At 73.1% G+C, this 14,928-nt stretch carries 15 protein-coding genes; 9 read left to right on the top strand and 6 right to left on the bottom strand.

The window, feature by feature from the left end:
• Positions 1-129: 129 nt before the first annotated feature.
• The 4 genes from FGF04_RS31230 to FGF04_RS31215 form a co-directional block, all read right to left on the bottom strand.
• Complete coding sequence (locus FGF04_RS31230; protein WP_149514734.1) at positions 130-1,233, bottom strand: acyl-CoA dehydrogenase family protein; 1,104 nt, start codon at positions 1,231-1,233, stop codon at positions 130-132.
• Positions 1,230-2,438, bottom strand: a complete 1,209-nt coding sequence (locus tag FGF04_RS31225; protein ID WP_149514733.1) for an acyl-CoA dehydrogenase family protein — start codon at positions 2,436-2,438, stop codon at positions 1,230-1,232. Before FGF04_RS31225 ends, FGF04_RS31230 begins: the two co-directional genes overlap by 4 nt.
• The gene (locus FGF04_RS31220; RefSeq protein WP_149514732.1) at positions 2,435-3,436 is read right to left on the bottom strand and encodes an NADPH:quinone oxidoreductase family protein; all 1,002 of its coding nucleotides are present in this window, start codon (positions 3,434-3,436) and stop codon (positions 2,435-2,437) included. The genes FGF04_RS31225 and FGF04_RS31220 overlap by 4 nt, the downstream gene beginning before the upstream one ends.
• A 113-nt stretch (positions 3,437-3,549) precedes the next feature.
• Complete coding sequence (locus FGF04_RS31215) at positions 3,550-4,185, bottom strand: helix-turn-helix domain-containing protein (RefSeq protein WP_149514731.1); 636 nt, start codon at positions 4,183-4,185, stop codon at positions 3,550-3,552.
• Between the two features lie 77 nt (positions 4,186-4,262).
• Here FGF04_RS31215 and FGF04_RS31210 point away from each other — a divergent pair, with 77 nt between their 5' ends.
• From FGF04_RS31210 to FGF04_RS31175, 8 genes are all read left to right on the top strand, one after another.
• Positions 4,263-5,198: an NAD(P)/FAD-dependent oxidoreductase gene (locus FGF04_RS31210; protein ID WP_149514730.1), complete on the top strand. Its 936-nt coding sequence runs from the start codon at positions 4,263-4,265 to the stop codon at positions 5,196-5,198.
• A 400-nt stretch (positions 5,199-5,598) separates the two neighbouring features.
• Positions 5,599-7,164: an ATP-dependent DNA ligase gene (locus FGF04_RS31205; RefSeq protein ID WP_149514729.1), complete on the top strand. Its 1,566-nt coding sequence runs from the start codon at positions 5,599-5,601 to the stop codon at positions 7,162-7,164.
• An 8-nt stretch (positions 7,165-7,172) separates the two neighbouring features.
• Positions 7,173-7,631, top strand: a complete 459-nt coding sequence (locus FGF04_RS31200) for an NUDIX domain-containing protein (protein WP_149514750.1) — start codon at positions 7,173-7,175, stop codon at positions 7,629-7,631.
• Positions 7,632-7,723: 92 nt separating this feature from the next.
• A complete protein-coding gene (locus FGF04_RS31195; protein WP_149514728.1) occupies positions 7,724-9,109 on the top strand; it encodes an NADP-dependent succinic semialdehyde dehydrogenase in 1,386 nt (461 codons plus the stop codon).
• A 25-nt stretch (positions 9,110-9,134) separates the two neighbouring features.
• Positions 9,135-9,377, top strand: coding sequence for a DUF6213 family protein (locus FGF04_RS31190; protein ID WP_149514727.1), 243 nt, complete (start codon positions 9,135-9,137; stop codon positions 9,375-9,377).
• Between the two features lie 209 nt (positions 9,378-9,586).
• A complete protein-coding gene (locus FGF04_RS31185) occupies positions 9,587-10,693 on the top strand; it encodes a type III polyketide synthase (protein WP_149514726.1) in 1,107 nt (368 codons plus the stop codon).
• Positions 10,690-11,904: a cytochrome P450 gene (locus FGF04_RS31180; protein WP_149514725.1), complete on the top strand. Its 1,215-nt coding sequence runs from the start codon at positions 10,690-10,692 to the stop codon at positions 11,902-11,904. The genes FGF04_RS31185 and FGF04_RS31180 overlap by 4 nt, the downstream gene beginning before the upstream one ends.
• Positions 11,901-12,431: a cupin domain-containing protein gene (locus FGF04_RS31175; protein ID WP_235882593.1), complete on the top strand. Its 531-nt coding sequence runs from the start codon at positions 11,901-11,903 to the stop codon at positions 12,429-12,431. Before FGF04_RS31180 ends, FGF04_RS31175 begins: the two co-directional genes overlap by 4 nt.
• An 84-nt stretch (positions 12,432-12,515) precedes the next feature.
• Here FGF04_RS31175 and FGF04_RS31170 read toward each other — a convergent pair whose 3' ends face one another.
• Positions 12,516-13,745 (bottom strand): acyl-CoA dehydrogenase family protein, encoded by a 1,230-nt coding sequence (locus FGF04_RS31170; RefSeq protein WP_149514724.1) that lies wholly within the window; start codon positions 13,743-13,745, stop codon positions 12,516-12,518.
• A gap of 169 nt (positions 13,746-13,914) precedes the next feature.
• Here FGF04_RS31170 and FGF04_RS31165 point away from each other — a divergent pair, with 169 nt between their 5' ends.
• Positions 13,915-14,559: a TetR family transcriptional regulator gene (locus FGF04_RS31165; protein WP_149514723.1), complete on the top strand. Its 645-nt coding sequence runs from the start codon at positions 13,915-13,917 to the stop codon at positions 14,557-14,559.
• A 168-nt stretch (positions 14,560-14,727) separates the two neighbouring features.
• Here the strand turns inward: FGF04_RS31165 and FGF04_RS31160 are convergent.
• Positions 14,728-14,928 (bottom strand): peptide deformylase (locus FGF04_RS31160; protein ID WP_188114307.1); only part of this gene is annotated, 201 nt, incomplete at its 5' end.

The raw sequence follows: 14,928 nt of genomic DNA, 5'->3' as shown, positions 1-14,928 counted from the left end.
AATGCAGATGATCAGTTATTGCGAGCAGTTCGCAATTATGCATGATGGAGGGGGTGCGGCGGGAAAAGACCGAAGGCCCGCTCCGGTACGGGGGGAGCGGGCCTTCATGCCGTACGTCGTGCCGGCGGGTCAGGGGGCCTGGAGGTCCACCAGCCCCGCCAGCGCCTCGCGGTGGCGGCCCGCCGTGCCGTACGCGATCGAGTCGGCCTTGGCGCGCTTGAGGTAGAGGTGGACCGGGTGCTCCCAGGTCATCCCGATCCCGGCGTGCAGCTGGAGCGCCTCCTCGGCGGCGTGCACGGCGACGGGCGCCGCGTACGCCTGCGCGAGGGCGACCGCCACGTCCGCGTCCGCGCTGCCGGTGGCGAGCGCGTCGGCCGCGTTGCGGGCCGCGGCCCGGGTGCCGACCGTCTCCAGCCACAGCTGGGCGAGCCGGTGCTTGAGCGCCTGGAAGCCGCCGACCGGGCGGTTGAACTGCTTGCGCTCCTTGAGGTAGCGGACCGTCTCCGTCAAGGACCACTCGGCGAGGCCGAGTTGCTCGGAGGCCAGCAGCGCGGCGCCGGCCCGCAGAGCGCGCCGCACGGCCGGGCCCGCATCGCCGACCCGGCGGGCGGGCGCCGCGTCGAGGACGACCTTCGCCACCGGCCGGGTCAGGTCCAGGGACACCTGCGGGGTGACGGTCGCGGCCTGCGCGTCGACCGCGTACAGCCCGCCGTCCTCGGCCGGGACGAGCAGCACGTCGGCGGCGGCCGCGTCCGCGATACCGGTCAGCTCCCCGTGCAGGGCGCCACCTTCGGCTCGTACGATCTTGTGGGCGCCGCCGGGGGCGACGCTCAGGGCGACGGCGAGGACGCCGATGCGGCGGCCGGAGGCCAGCTCCGCCAGCAGGTCGTCGGCGTCGCACGCGAGCAGCGCCTCGGTGGCGACGACCGCGCTCGTCAGGTAGGGCACCGGGGCGACCGAGCGGCCCAGCTCCTCCAGGACGACGGCGGCCTCGCGGTGGGTGGCGCCCTGGCCGCCGCGCTCCTCGGGCACCAGCAGGCCCGCGAGGCCCATGCCGTCGGCGAGCGCCTTCCACGCCGCGCGGTCGTACGGCGCGCCGGACTCGGTGCCGGCGATCACGCCGGCCGGGTCGCAGTGGTCGGCGAGCAGGTCGCGGACGGCGGCGCGCAGCGCGTCCTCGTCCTGCGAGTACAGCAGGTCCGGCTGTGCGCTCTGCGGGGTCGTCGAGGTCATCGGGCGAGGTCCTTCCAGGCGACGTCCTTGTCGGTGCGCGGCTCGGAGGGCAGGCCCAGCACGCGTTCGGCGACGATGTTCAGCAGGACCTCGCTGGTCCCGCCCTCGATGCTGTTGCCCTTGGAGCGGAGGTAGCGGTAGCCGGCGTCCCGGCCGGTGAAGTCGACCAGTTCCGGGCGGCGCATCGTCCAGTCGTCGTACAGCAGCCCCTCCTCGCCGAGGAGTTCGACCTCCAGGCCGCTGATCTCCTGGTTGAGACGGGCGAAGGCGAGCTTCATGCCGGAGCCCTCGGGGCCGGGCTGGCCCGCGACCAGCTGCTGGCGCAGGCGTTCGCCGGTGAGCCGGGCCACCTCGGCCTCGACCCACAGCTTCAGCAGCCGCTGGTGCAGTTCGTGGGTGCGCAGTTCGGGGCGCTCGCGCCAGGTCTTCGCGACGGGGCCGATCATGCCGCCCTCGCGGGGGATGCGCATGCCGCCGATGGAGACCCGCTCGTTCATGAGCGTGGTCTGCGCGACCCGCCAGCCGTCGCCGACCTCGCCGAGGCGGTGCGCGTCGGGGATGCGGACGTCGGTGAGGAACACCTCGTTGAACTCGGCCTCACCGGTGATCTGGCGCAGGGGCCGCACCTCGACACCGGGGTCGGTCATGTCGCAGACGAAGTACGTGATGCCGCGGTGCTTGGGTGCGTCGGGGTCGGTGCGGGCGATGAGGATGGCCCAGCGGGCGACGTGGGCGCTGGACGTCCACACCTTCTGCCCGTTGACCACCCACGTGTCGCCGTCGCGGACCGCCCGGGTGCCCAGGGCGGCCAGGTCCGAGCCCGCGCCCGGTTCGCTGAACAGCTGGCACCAGACCTCCTCGCCCACCCACAAGGGGCGCAGGAAGCGGCGCTTCTGCTCCTCGGTGCCGAAGCCGAGGATCGTCGGCGCGGCCATGCCCAGGCCGATGCCGATGCGCCGGGGGTCGTTGTCGGGGGCGCCCGCGGCCTCCAGCTCGGCGTCCACGACGGCCTGCAGGGAGCGCGGCGCGCCGAGGCCGCCGAGGCCCTGCGGGTAGTGCACCCAGGCGAGGCCGGCGTCGAAGCGGGCCTTGAGGAAGTCCGTGCGGMCGGTGGAGTCGACCGGGTGGGCGGCCAGCAGTTCCCGGGTGCGGCGGCGCAGTGCGACGGCGTCGACCGCGCCGCTCCCGTTCGCGGTGTCGCTCATGCGGCCGCTCCGTTCTCCAGGGTGCCGTCGAGGGGGTTGACGAGCGAGGGCACCACGGCGACCCGGCCCGTGGTGACGCCGTCGGCGACCCGCTGGACGGCGTCGGCGGCACCGGCCAGCGGCACGCGGGCGCTGACCAGCGGCTTGATCGCCCCGCGCGAGGCCAGCCCGGTCAGCTGCTCGTGGCAGTGCAGGACCAGCTTCGGGTCCTTGGTGTTGTACAGGCCCCAGTGCAGGCCCATGATCGAGTAGTTCTTCACCAGGGCGTGGTTGAGCCCGGGGCTGGGGATCGTGCCGCTGGCGAAGCCGACGACGACGATGCGGCCCTCGAAGGCGACGAGCTTGGCGGACTGGGTGTAGGCGTCCCCGCCGACCGGGTCGTAGACCACGTCGGCGCCCCGGCCGCCGGTGGCCTCCTTGACGGCGGCGACGACGTCCTCGGCGCGCCGGTCCACGACGGCGTCGCAGCCCAGCTCGCGGGCGACGGCGGCCTTGTCCGCGCCGCCCACCACACCGATGACGGTGGCGCCCGCCGCCTTCCCGAGCTGCACCGCCGCGCTGCCGACCCCGCCCGCGGCGGCGTGCACGAGCAGCGTCTCGCCGGCCTCCAGGCGAGCCCGCCGGTGCAGGCCGAACCAGCCGGTCTGGTAGCCGATGTGCAGGGCGGCCGCCTCGGCGTCGTCCAGCGCCTCGGGCGCGGGCAGCAGGGCGGCGGCGTCCGCGACGGCGTACTCGGCGAAACCGCCGTACGGCAGTGCGGGGTTGGCGACGACCCGCCGGCCGTCCTCGGTCTCGCCGCAGATCTCCACGCCGGGCGTGAACGGCAGCGGGGGCCTGACCTGGTACTGCCCCCGGCACATCAGGACGTCCGGGAAGTTGATGTTCGCCGCGCGCACCTTCAGCAGGACCTGGCCGTCACCGGGCGTGGGCCGCTCCACCTCCGCGAGCCGCATCACCTCACCGGGCTCGCCGTTCTCGTGCACTTGCCATGCCTGCATGCGGGGCCTCCACGGGACTGGGTCGGTACTGTTCGCACCTCGCGGTCCCCCGCATACTAAGCGGTCGCTTGCCGATCAGGGAACCGTCGGCGACGGTCCGTCCCGGCCTCCGGTCAGTCGGCCTGACCGTCGCCCTGCCCGGCCCGCTTGGGACGTGCCCGTACGTGCATCCGCTCCCCCTGGCGCCCGAAGAGGCTCAGGAACTCCACGGGCCCCTCCCCCGTCGACCCGAACCAGTGCGGCACGCGCGTGTCGAACTCGGCCGCCTCCCCGGCGCCGAGCACCACGTCGTGCTCGCCGAGCACCAGGCGCAGCCGCCCCGACAGCACGTACAGCCACTCGTAGCCCTCGTGGACGCGCGGCTCCGGCTCCTCCTTGCGCTGGGGCTCCAGCACCTTGTAGGCCTGCAGCCCGCCGGGCTGGCGGGTGAGCGGCCAGTGCTTGCGGCCGTGCATGACGATCGGTTTCGCCGCGCGGACCCGCGGGTCGCCCACCTGCGGCGCCCCGACCAGCTCGTCCAGGGGCACCTGGTGGGCCCGGGCGATGGGCAGCAGCAGCTCCAGGCTCGGCTTGCGCAGGCCGGACTCCAGCCGGGAGAGGGTGCTGACGGAGATGCCGGTGGCGGTGGACAGGCCCGCGAGGGTGGCGCCGCGCTCCTTGCGGATGCGGCGCAGCCGGGGGCCGACCTCCGCGAGGACGCCCTCCGTGTCGCGGTCCTGGTGCTCCTCGGGGTGCTGGTGCTCGCTCATACCGCTATTGCAGTTTCGGCAAAGAGGTTTGTCAATACGGTGGCCGTCGCGTCACCTTGTCGGTGGAGGTGGTCACCATGACCGATACGTACGAAGTGGTCGTCGTCGGCGGCGGCGCGGCCGGACTGTCCGCGGCGCTCGTCCTGGGGCGCGCGCGCCGCAGTGTGCTCGTGATCGACGCGGGCGAACCGCGCAACGCGCCCGCCGCGCACCTGCAGGGCTATCTGACCCGGGACGGGATGCCGCCGGCCGAGTTCCTGGCCGCGGGCCGCGAGGAGATCGCGCGGTACGGCGTGGAGCTGGTCCGGGACCGGGCGGTGGACGTGGCGCGGGACGCGGCCGGGGAGTTCGACGTGACGCTGGAAGGGGGGCGCGGGGTGCACGGGCGGCGGCTGGTGGTCGCCACCGGCCTCGCGGACGAACTGCCCGGGGTGCCGGGGGTCGCCGAGCGCTTCGGCCGCGACGTGCTGCACTGCCCCTACTGCCACGGCTGGGAGGTGCGCGACCAAGCCTTCGGTGTCCTGGCCACCACCCCGATGTCCGTGCACCAGGCCCTGATGGTGTCCCAGTGGTCGAAGGACGTGACCCTGTTCCTGCACACGGTCGCCGAGGAGGAGCTGACCGACGAGGACCTGCGCAGGCTCGCCGCGGCCGGGGTCTCCGTGGTGCCCGGTGAGGTGGCGGGGCTCGACGTCGTCGACGACCGGCTCACCGGGGTGCGCCTCGCGGACGGCACGGCGCACGCGCGCTCGGTGCTGTTCGTGGCGCCCCGGCCCGTCCCGCAGACCGGCCTGCTGGAGAAGCTGGGCGCCGCGCTCCAGGAGACGCCGTTCGGCTCGTACGCCGCGGTCGACGCCACGGGCCTGACGAGCGTGCCCGGCGTCTGGGCGGCGGGCAACGCGACCGGCTTCGGCGAACAGGTCGTGAACGCGGCGAGCGGCGGCTACCGGGCCGGGGCCACGATCAACGGCGACCTCCTGTTCGCCGACCTCGACGCGGCGGTCCGGGTCTGAGGACCCGGGACCGACGGCTCGGGACGACGGTCGGGTGCGCCGGCCCGGGACCGACGGCCTGGGCACGACCGTCCGGGCCTGACAGCCCGGGTACGACAGCTCGGGACCGACGGTCAGGTGCGCCGGCCCGGGACTGGCAGCCGGGGACTGACAGTCGGGTGCGGCGGCCCGGGACCGACGGCCGGGGACTGGCGGTCGGGKGCGCCGGCCCGGGACTGACAGCCGGGGACTGACAGCCGGGTGCGGCGGCCCGGGACCGACGGCCGGGTGCGCCGACCCGGGACCGACGGCCCGGGCACGACCGTCCGGGCGTGACAGCCCGGCTGGGACGACCCGGGGGCGACGGCCCGGGACCGGCGGCCCAGGTGTAGATCCGGTCTCCGCGTAGCACCATGACTGCATGCTGCTGTCCCGACTCGCCGTCGTGTCCCAGGAGGTCGCCGCCACCTCGGCGCGGACCCGCAAGACCGCCCTGCTCGCGGAGCTGTTCCGGGACGCGGAGGCGGCCGACGTGCCGATCGTCATCCCCTACCTGGCGGGCCGCCTGCCGCAGGGCCGCATCGGCGTCGGCTGGAAGACGCTCGGCACACCGGTCCCGCCCGCCGCGGAGCCCACGCTGACCGTGCGGGAGGTGGACGCCCGGCTCACGGAGCTCGGCGCGGTCTCCGGCCCGGGCTCGCAGGCGGAGCGGGCCCGCCTGGTCGGCGCCCTGATGGGCGCGGCCACCGAACCGGAGCAGAGGTTCCTGCTCGCGCTGCTCAGCGGCGAACTGCGGCAGGGCGCCCTGGACGCCCTCGCGGCCGAGGGCCTCGCCCAGGCGACCGGGGCGCCGCCGGCCGACGTCCGCCGGGCGGTGATGCTGGCCGGCTCGCTGCAGACGGTGGCCGAGCGGCTGCTCGCCGACGGGCCACAGGCCCTGGCGGAGTTCCGGCTCACCGTCGGCCGGCCCGTGTGGCCGATGCTGGCGCAGAGCGCCCCGTCCGTCGCCGAGGCCGTCGACAGGCTCGGCAGCTGTGTGGTCGAGGAGAAGCTCGACGGCATCCGCGTCCAGGTCCACCGCGACGGCGACACCGTACGCGTCCACACCCGCACCCTCGACGACATCACCGACCGGCTGCCCGAGATCACCCGGGCCGCGCGGGAGCTGGCGGGGGACCGCTTCATCCTGGACGGCGAGGTCCTCGCGCTCGACGGGGACGGACGGCCGCGGCCCTTCCAGGAGACCGCGGGACGGGTCAGTTCTCGGGTGGACGTCACGACCGCCGCCGAGGCGGTGCCCGTGTCCCCCGTCTTCTTCGACGTGCTGGCCGTGGACGGCCGGGACCTGCTCGACCTGCCGTTCGCCGACCGCCACGCGGAGCTCGCCCGGCTGGTCCCCGAGCCGATGCGGGTACGGCGCCTGCTCGTGCCGGACCCCGCGGACGAGGCGGCGCGGGCCGCCGCGGAGCGGTTCGGCGCCGACACGCTCGCACGCGGCCACGAGGGCGTGGTCCTCAAGTCCCTGGACGCCCCCTACAGCGCGGGGCGCCGCGGGGCCTCCTGGCTGAAGGTCAAGCCCGTCCACACCCTCGACCTGGTGGTGCTGGCCGCCGAGTGGGGCAGCGGGCGGCGCACCGGCAAGCTCTCCAACCTGCACCTGGGGGCACTGCGGCCGGACGGCTCGTTCGCCATGCTGGGCAAGACCTTCAAGGGCCTCACCGACGTGATGCTGGCCTGGCAGACCGAGCGGCTGAGGGAACTCGCCGTGGGCCCCGCCGGCTCCCCCGGGGAGAGCGGCCCGGTGGTGACCGTGCGCCCCGAACTGGTCGTGGAGATCGCGTACGACGGCCTGCAGCGCTCGACCCGCTACCCGGCGGGCGTCGCCCTGCGCTTCGCGCGGGTGGTGCGCTACCGCGAGGACAAGACCCCGGACCAGGCCGACACCGTCGAGACGGTGCTCGCCGCGCACCCGGGGGTCGCCCCGTGAGCGCCGCCGTGCGGCGCAGCGCGGGCCTGCTCCTGTTCCGGCGCTCGGAGCGGGGCACCGAGGTGCTGCTCGGGCACATGGGCGGTCCGTTCTTCGCCCGGCGCGACGCCGGGGCGTGGTCCGTGCCGAAGGGCGAGTACGGGCCCGAGGAGCCGGCCCTGGAGGCCGCGCGCCGCGAGTTCCAGGAGGAACTGGGCCTGCCGCCGCCCGAGGGCGAGACCGTCCCGCTGGGCGAGGTCACCCAGGCGAACGGCAAGATCGTCACGGTCTGGGCCATGGAAGCCGACCTCGATCCGGCGACCGTGGTCCCCGGCACCTTCAGGATGGAATGGCCCCGCGGCTCGGGCCGCGTCCAGGAGTTCCCGGAACTGGACCGCGTGGAATGGCTGCCCCTGGACCGCGCCAGAGCACTGCTGATCAAGGCCCAGACGGAGTTCCTGGACCGCCTCGAACGGCATATGCGCTGATGAGAGGGGCACGCGCCCGAAGGGGCGCGGGGAACTGCGCGCCCAGCCACGACGGACCCGCACCCGACGAACCGCACCAGGAGGCACAGGCCATGCCCATCGCAACCGTGAACCCGGCAACGGGCGAAACCCTCAAGACCTACGACGCCCTCGGCGAGGAGGAGATCGAACGCCGCCTCGCCACCGCGGAGGCGACGTTCGACACCTACCGCACCACCCCCTACACCGAGCGCAAGCGACTGCTGCACCGCGCCGCCGACCTCCTGGAGGCCGACGCGCAGGACATCGGCCGCACCATGACCGTCGAGATGGGCAAGCCGGTGAAGCAGGCCCGCGCCGAGGCGGCCAAGTGCGCCAAGGCGATGCGCTGGTACGCCGACCACGCCGAGGAACTCCTCGCCGACGAGGAGCCCGCCAAGGCCGACGTGGAGGACTCCGGCGCCTCCCGCGTCCTGGTGCGCTACCGCCCGCTCGGGCCGGTGCTCGCCGTCATGCCCTGGAACTTCCCGCTCTGGCAGGTGATCCGCTTCGCCGCGCCCGCGCTGATGGCCGGCAACGTCGGTCTGCTCAAGCACGCCTCGAACGTCCCGCAGACCGCCCTCTACCTGGAGGACCTGTTCCGCCGGGCCGGTTACCCGGAGGGCTGTTTCCAGACGCTGCTCGTCGGCTCGGGCGCGATCGAGGACATCCTGCGCGACCCGCGGATCAAGGCGGCCACCCTGACCGGCAGCGAACCGGCCGGCCGCGCGGTCGCCTCGGTGGCCGGGGACGAGATCAAGAAGACCGTCCTGGAGCTGGGCGGCAGCGACCCGTTCGTGGTCATGCCCTCGGCCGACATCGAGCAGGCGGCGAGGACCGCGGTGACGGCCCGGGTGCAGAACAACGGGCAGTCCTGCATCGCCGCCAAGCGGTTCATCGTCCACACGGACGTCTTCGACGCCTTCGCCGAACGCTTCACCGAGAACATGAAGGCCCTCACGGTCGGCGACCCGCTGGACGAGGGCACGGACGTCGGTCCGGTCGCCACCGAACAGGGCCGCGACGACCTCGTGGAACTGGTCGACGACGCCGTCGAGAGCGGCGCGACCGTGCTGTGCGGCGGGGAGCTCCCCGACGGCGACGGCTGGTACTACCCGCCGACCGTCCTGGCCGACATCACCCCCGAGATGCGCATCCACCACGAGGAGACCTTCGGACCGGTCGCCACGCTCTACCGGGCGGCCGACCTGGACGAGGCGGTCGCCATCGCCAACGACTCGCCGTTCGGGCTGAGCTCCAACGTGTGGACGCGCGACGAGGCCGAGACCGACCGGTTCGTACGGGACCTGGAGGCAGGCGGCGTCTTCTTCAACGGGATGACGGCGTCCCACCCGGCGTACCCCTTCGGCGGGACCAAGCGGTCCGGCTACGGGCGTGAGCTGTCGGGGCACGGAATCCGAGAGTTCTGCAACATCACCACCGTATGGCACGGAGCGTGAGCGTTCCGCAGCTACCATCCCCCCTGTGAACCGCGAAGTGACCCTGCCTCTGATCGTCGACGACCGCGGGACCCTGCAGGTGGCTGCCGCCGATGTGAGCAAGCTGCTGCGGACGATGGGGGGACGGTGGCTGCATCTGGTCGAGGCCGGGCAGGACGGCCTCGACGAGGACACCGTCGCCGCGCTCACGATCGAGCTGGCGAAGCTGGCGGACCGGATCGACGTGGCGTGCATCGCGCACAGCAGCGGGGGTGCGTCCGGCGGTTAGCCGCCGATGTTGCGGTTGTTCGTACCGTGCCGGCTCGTCGTGGCCGGTCGCGCAGTTCCCCGCGCCCCTGAAGGGCGCCCCCTTCGGGCGCGGGTCGTCCCCGGTCTGGCGTAGTCCGGCGCGATAAACGGGGCTCCTCGGGCGATCGTGGTGGGACCACCCACTGCCGAGGAGAGCGCGTCCCGGCGGGCGAGAGAAGGCGCAGGTACATGGCGACTTTGTGCAGACCCGCGGTCTCCGTTCCGGAACACGTCATCACGATGGAGGAGACGCTCGAACTGGCGCGCTCCCGCCATCCGGACCACCCCCAACTGCCGCTCGCGCTGAGGCTGATCGAGAACACCGGCGTCCGCACGCGGCACATCGTGCAGCCCATCGAGGAGACGCTGAAGCACCCGGGCTTCGCGGAACGCAACAAGGTGTACGAGGCCGAGGCCAAGGCCCGCGTCCCGGCCGTCGTGCGGCGGGCCCTCGACGACGCGCAGGTCCGGCCCACCGACATCGACGTGATCATCTACGTCTCCTGCACGGGCTTCATGATGCCCTCGATGACGGCCTGGCTGATCAACGAGATGGGGTTCGACAGCGACACCCGCCAGATACCCATGGCACAGCTCGGCTGCGCGGCCGGCGGCGCCGCGATCAACCGGGCGCACGACTTCTGCTCGGCCTACCCCGAGGCGAACGCCCTCATCGTGGCCTGCGAGTTCTGCTCGCTGTGCTACCAGCCGACCGACCTCGGCGTGGGCTCGCTGCTGTGCAACGGCCTGTTCGGCGACGGGATAGCCGCCGCGGTGGTCCGCGGACGGGGCGGCGAGGGCATCCGCCTGGAGCGCAACGGCTCGTACCTGATCCCCAGGACCGAGGACTGGATCATGTACGACGTCCGGGCCACCGGCTTCCACTTCCTGCTGGACAAGCGGGTGCCGGCCACCATGGAGCCGCTCGCCCCGGCCCTCCAGGAGCTGGCCGGCCAGCACGGCTGGGACGCCTCGGACCTGGACTTCTACATCATCCACGCCGGGGGCCCGCGGATCCTCGACGACCTCAGCAAGTTCCTCCAGGTGGCACCGGAGGCCTTCCGGTTCAGCCGGGCGACGCTCACCGAGTACGGGAACATCGCCAGCGCCGTCGTCCTGGACGCGCTGCGCCGGCTGTTCGACGAGGGGGGCGCCCACGAAGGGGCCCGCGGGCTGCTCGCGGGCTTCGGACCGGGGATCACGGCCGAGATGGCCCTGGGCCGCTGGCACCGCACGGACGACGGGCGGCAGGCACGCGGGCACCGGACGCACGACAAGGAGACGGTGGCACGATGACCCTGAGCGAAGAGACGGCGGCGGCTCCCCCGGTGCGGCACTGGCCGGCCCTGGACCTGACCGGGGTGGACTTCGACCCCGTCCTGTCCGAGCTGATGCGCGAGGGCCCGATCAACCGCATCCAGCTCCCCAACGGCGAGGGCTGGGCCTGGCTGGTCACCCGCTACGAGGACGTACGGCTAGTGACGAACGACCCCCGGTTCAGCCGGGCGAAGGTGCTCGGCCGCCAGGTCACCCGCCTCGCGCCGCACTTCATCCCGGCGCCGGGCGCGATGAGCTTCGTCGACAAGCCCGACCACTCCCGGCTGCGCAGGGCGGTGAACGCCGCGTTCACCTCGCGCGGCATCGAGCGACTGCGGGAGGGCGCCCGGCGCACGCTCGACACGATGGTCGACGGGATGCTGCGGGACGGGCCGCCGGCCGACCTGATCCACCGGGTGCTGGCGCCCTTCCCGATGACGGTCATCTGCGAGCTGATGGGGGTCCCGGCCGGCGACCGGCACACCCTGCACGTCTGGACGCAGGCGATCCTCTCCTCCTCCCAGGGCGCCGCGGCCAGCGAGCGAGCCAAGCGGGACATGGAGGTGTACTTCCGCAAACTGATCGCGGAGCGCCGCGACGCCACGGGCGAGGACGTCACCTCGCTGCTCGGCGCGGCGGTGGGCCGGGGCGACATCACCGAGGAGGAGGCGGTGGCGCTCGCGGGCCCGATCCAGATCGGCGGCGAGGCCGTCACCAACAACACGGGGCAGATGCTCTTCATCCTCATGACCAGGCCCGCGCTGTTCGACCGGCTGCGGGACGAGCCGGAGCTGCGGCCCCGGGCCCTCGACGAACTGCTGCGGTACATCCCGCACCGCAACGCCGTGGGCCTGTCCCGGATCGCCACCGAGGACGTCGTGCTGCACGGCGTGCGGATCAGGAAGGACGACCCGATCTACGTGTCCTACCTGGCCGCCAACCGGGACCCGGACGTCTTCCCCGACCCCGACCGGATCGACTTCGACCGCGGTCCCGCCGCGCACGTGGCGTTCGGGCACGGCCCGCACTACTGCGTGGGCGCGATGCTCGCCCGGCTGGAGACGGAGCTGATGGTGAACACGCTGCTGGACCGGATCCCGACGCTGCGCCTGTCCGTCTCGGCGGACGAGGTGCCGTGGCGGCGCGGCGCGCTGATCCGCGGGCCCGAGGCCCTGCCCGTCACCTGGTGACCGCGCTCACTCCGCCCGAGGGGCTGCTGGTGCCTCCGGGGCACGGCCGTACGGTGCGGACCCCGGCCCAGCACGTGACGTTCAAGGTGACCGGCACGCACTCGCGGGCGGCGTCCAGCTTCGAGGTGGTCGTGCCGCCCGGCTTCGACGTCGGCGCGCACGTCCACGCACGCAGCGAGGAGCTGTTCTACGTCCTGGAGGGCGAGCTGGACGTGCTCGCCTTCGAGCCGCTCGTCCGGACGCCCGACAACTGGCAGCGCTGGCGGTCGGGTTCGGGCAACCAGGTGGTGCGGGCGACGCCGGGCACGGTGATCGTCGTGCCGCCGGGCTGCCCGCACGCGTTCGCCAATCCCACGGGGGCCCCGGCGAAGATGTTCTTCCAGGCGTCCCCGCCGCCGGACCACGAGCGCTACTTCGAGGAGCTGCTGCGCATCCTCGACGCGGGGGGTCCTCCGGACGGGGCGGCCATCGAGGAGCTGCGGTCGCGCTACGACATCGAGCAACTGACCCCGTTGCGCCACGGGTAGCACCCGCCCGCGCAGTTCCCCGCGCCCCTGCTTTTCAGGGGCGCGGGGAACTGCGCGACCGGCCACGACGGCGCTGCGGACGAACTACCGGATCGGCATGCCCGACAGCTGGCGGGCGATGACGAGTCGCTGGATCTCGCTCGTGCCCTCGAAGATCGTGTAGATCGCCGCATCGCGGTGCATCCGCTCGACCGGGTACTCCCGCGTGTACCCGTTGCCGCCCAGGATCTGGATCGCCTGCCCGGTGACCTTCTTGGCCGTCTCGCTGGCGAACAGCTTGGACATCGACCCCTCGGCGGAGGTGAACTGCTTGCCGCTCACCGCCATCCAGGAGGCCCGCCACACCAGCAGCCGCGCCGCGTCGATGGACGTGCGCATGTCGGCGAGCTGGAACGCGACACCCTGGTTGTCGATGATCGGCCGCCCGAACTGCTCGCGGGTGCGGGCGTAGTCGAGGGCCACCTCGTACGCGGCCCGCGCCGTGCCGACCGCCATGGCGCCGACGGCCGGGCGGGACGCCTCGAACGTGGCCATCGCCGCGTTCTTCAGGCGCTCGCCGCCCCCCGCCTTGGCCCGCTCACGGGCCCGGGCGAGGCGCTCGTCGAGCTTCTCCTTGCCGCCCAGGAGGCAGGAGCCGGGGACCCGGACGTTCTCCAGGACGACTTCGGCGGTGTGCGAGGCGCGGATGCCGTGCTTCTTGAACTTCTGGCCCTGCGACAGGCCCGGCGTGTTCGGCGGGACGATGAAGGACGCGTGGCCCTTGGAGCCCAGCTCGGAGTCGACCACCGCGACGACCACGTGGACGTTGGCGATGCCGCCGTTGGTCGCCCACGTCTTCGTGCCGTTCAGGACCCACTCGTCCTTGGCCTCGTCGTAGACGGCCCGCGTACGCATCGAGGCGACGTCGGAGCCGGCGTCGGGCTCGGAGGAGCAGAACGCGGCCACCTTGACGTCGGCGGCGTCGCCGTACATCTGGGGGATCCAGGTGCCGATCTGCTCCTCGGTGCCGTTGGCGAGGACGCCCACGGCGGCGAGGCCGGTGCCGACGATCGACAGGGCGATGCCCGCGTCGCCCCAGAACAGCTCCTCCATGGCCATGGGGATGCCGAGGCCGGTGGGGTCGAAGTACTGCTGGGCATAGAAGTCCAGGGAGTAGATGCCGACCTTCGCGGCCTCCTGGATGACCGGCCAGGGAGTCTCTTCGCGCTCGTCCCACTCGGCGGCCGCGGGGCGGATGACGTCGGCGGCGAAGCCGTGGATCCAGTCCCGGACCTCCCTCTGTTCGTCGTTGAGCTCCATGGTGAACTCGGCCATGACCCCTCCAGCGCTGCACTCATGTGTTACTTGCGGTAACCGTAGCCTGTTACCGGCCAGTAGTAAAAGTCAACTCCGCGTTTCCGCTCGGCAGCCCGTTCGAGGCACGGCGGCCCGGTGGTGTTACGTTGCGCAGGCGTCACCGAATCAGCACGGGTGGGGAGAGCTCATGGACACCACGCAGCGGACCGATCAGCAGAGGTCCGCCGACCGCCGCCGGCGCGAACTGCTGGAGGCCGCCGACCGGGTGGTGCTGCGCGACGGCCCGAAGGCCTCGATGAACGCCATCGCCGCGGAGGCGGGCATCACCAAGCCGATCCTGTACCGCCACTTCGGCGACAAGGGCGGACTGTACGCGGCGCTCGCCAAGCGTCACACCGACGCCCTGCTCGGAGCGCTGCGCGCCGCGCTGGACGCGCCCGCCGAGCGCCGGGAGCGGGTGGAGGCCACCCTCGACACCTACCTCGCGGCGATCGAGGCCCGTCCGCAGGTGTACCGCTTCCTGATGCACCCGTCGGAGGGCGGCACGCCGAGCGACCAGGGGTTCGACGTGGGGGCGTACTCCTTCCCGCTGCTGCGGCGCATGGGCGAGGAGCTCGCCGACGTCATCGAGGAGCGCGTCGACCTCGGTCCCGACAGCCAGCGGCTGGCCCGGGTCTGGGGCCACGGCATCGTCGGCATGATGCACGCGGCCGGCGACTGGTGGCTGGGCGAACGCCCCTGCTCCCGCGCCGACTTGGTCCGCGCCCTGGCCGACCTCCTCTGGGGCCGCCTGGCAGCAGCAGGCGACAGAGCAGGCGGCCCAGGCTTCTGACCCCACCGGCACGTCAGGGGCGCGGGGAACGGCGCAATCTTTTGTCCTTCAGGGGCGCGGGGAACGGCGCAGTCTTTTGCTTTTAGGGGCGCGGGGAACTGCGCATCTTTCAGGGGCGCGGGGAACTGCGCGACCAGCCACAACGGGCCCGCACCCGACAACGCACCCTCACCGCGCCCAAGCGGCGCGCCCCACCTGCCACATAACCTTCCGCCGCCGCCACCCCACCACCCGATCCACATACAACCCACCGTCAAGGTGATCGCACTCGTGCTGCAGACACCGCGCGAACCACCCGCTCCCCCGCACCCGCACCGGCGCCCCGTCCAGGGTCTCCCCCGCACCCGCACCGGCGCCCCGTCCAGGGTC

This window comes from Streptomyces apricus (genome assembly GCF_008369065.1).
GTDB classification, from domain to species: Bacteria; Actinomycetota; Actinomycetes; order Streptomycetales; family Streptomycetaceae; genus Streptomyces; species Streptomyces apricus.
Note: the sequence above shows the minus strand (reverse complement) of the source record. Positions and strands in the feature narration are given on the sequence as shown.

Coding starts and splice junctions, on each gene's coding strand:
- FGF04_RS31205 (WP_149514729.1), top strand. CDS start 5,599: ATGCTGCTGTCCCGACTCGCCGTCGTGTCCCAGGAGGTCGCCGCCACC.
- FGF04_RS31215 (WP_149514731.1), bottom strand. CDS start 4,185: ATGAGCGAGCACCAGCACCCCGAGGAGCACCAGGACCGCGACACGGAG.
- FGF04_RS31165 (WP_149514723.1), top strand. CDS start 13,915: ATGGACACCACGCAGCGGACCGATCAGCAGAGGTCCGCCGACCGCCGC.
- FGF04_RS31195 (WP_149514728.1), top strand. CDS start 7,724: ATGCCCATCGCAACCGTGAACCCGGCAACGGGCGAAACCCTCAAGACC.
- FGF04_RS31170 (WP_149514724.1), bottom strand. CDS start 13,745: ATGGCCGAGTTCACCATGGAGCTCAACGACGAACAGAGGGAGGTCCGG.
- FGF04_RS31220 (WP_149514732.1), bottom strand. CDS start 3,436: ATGCAGGCATGGCAAGTGCACGAGAACGGCGAGCCCGGTGAGGTGATG.
- FGF04_RS31230 (WP_149514734.1), bottom strand. CDS start 1,233: ATGACCTCGACGACCCCGCAGAGCGCACAGCCGGACCTGCTGTACTCG.
- FGF04_RS31210 (WP_149514730.1), top strand. CDS start 4,263: ATGACCGATACGTACGAAGTGGTCGTCGTCGGCGGCGGCGCGGCCGGA.
- FGF04_RS31180 (WP_149514725.1), top strand. CDS start 10,690: ATGACCCTGAGCGAAGAGACGGCGGCGGCTCCCCCGGTGCGGCACTGG.
- FGF04_RS31185 (WP_149514726.1), top strand. CDS start 9,587: ATGGCGACTTTGTGCAGACCCGCGGTCTCCGTTCCGGAACACGTCATC.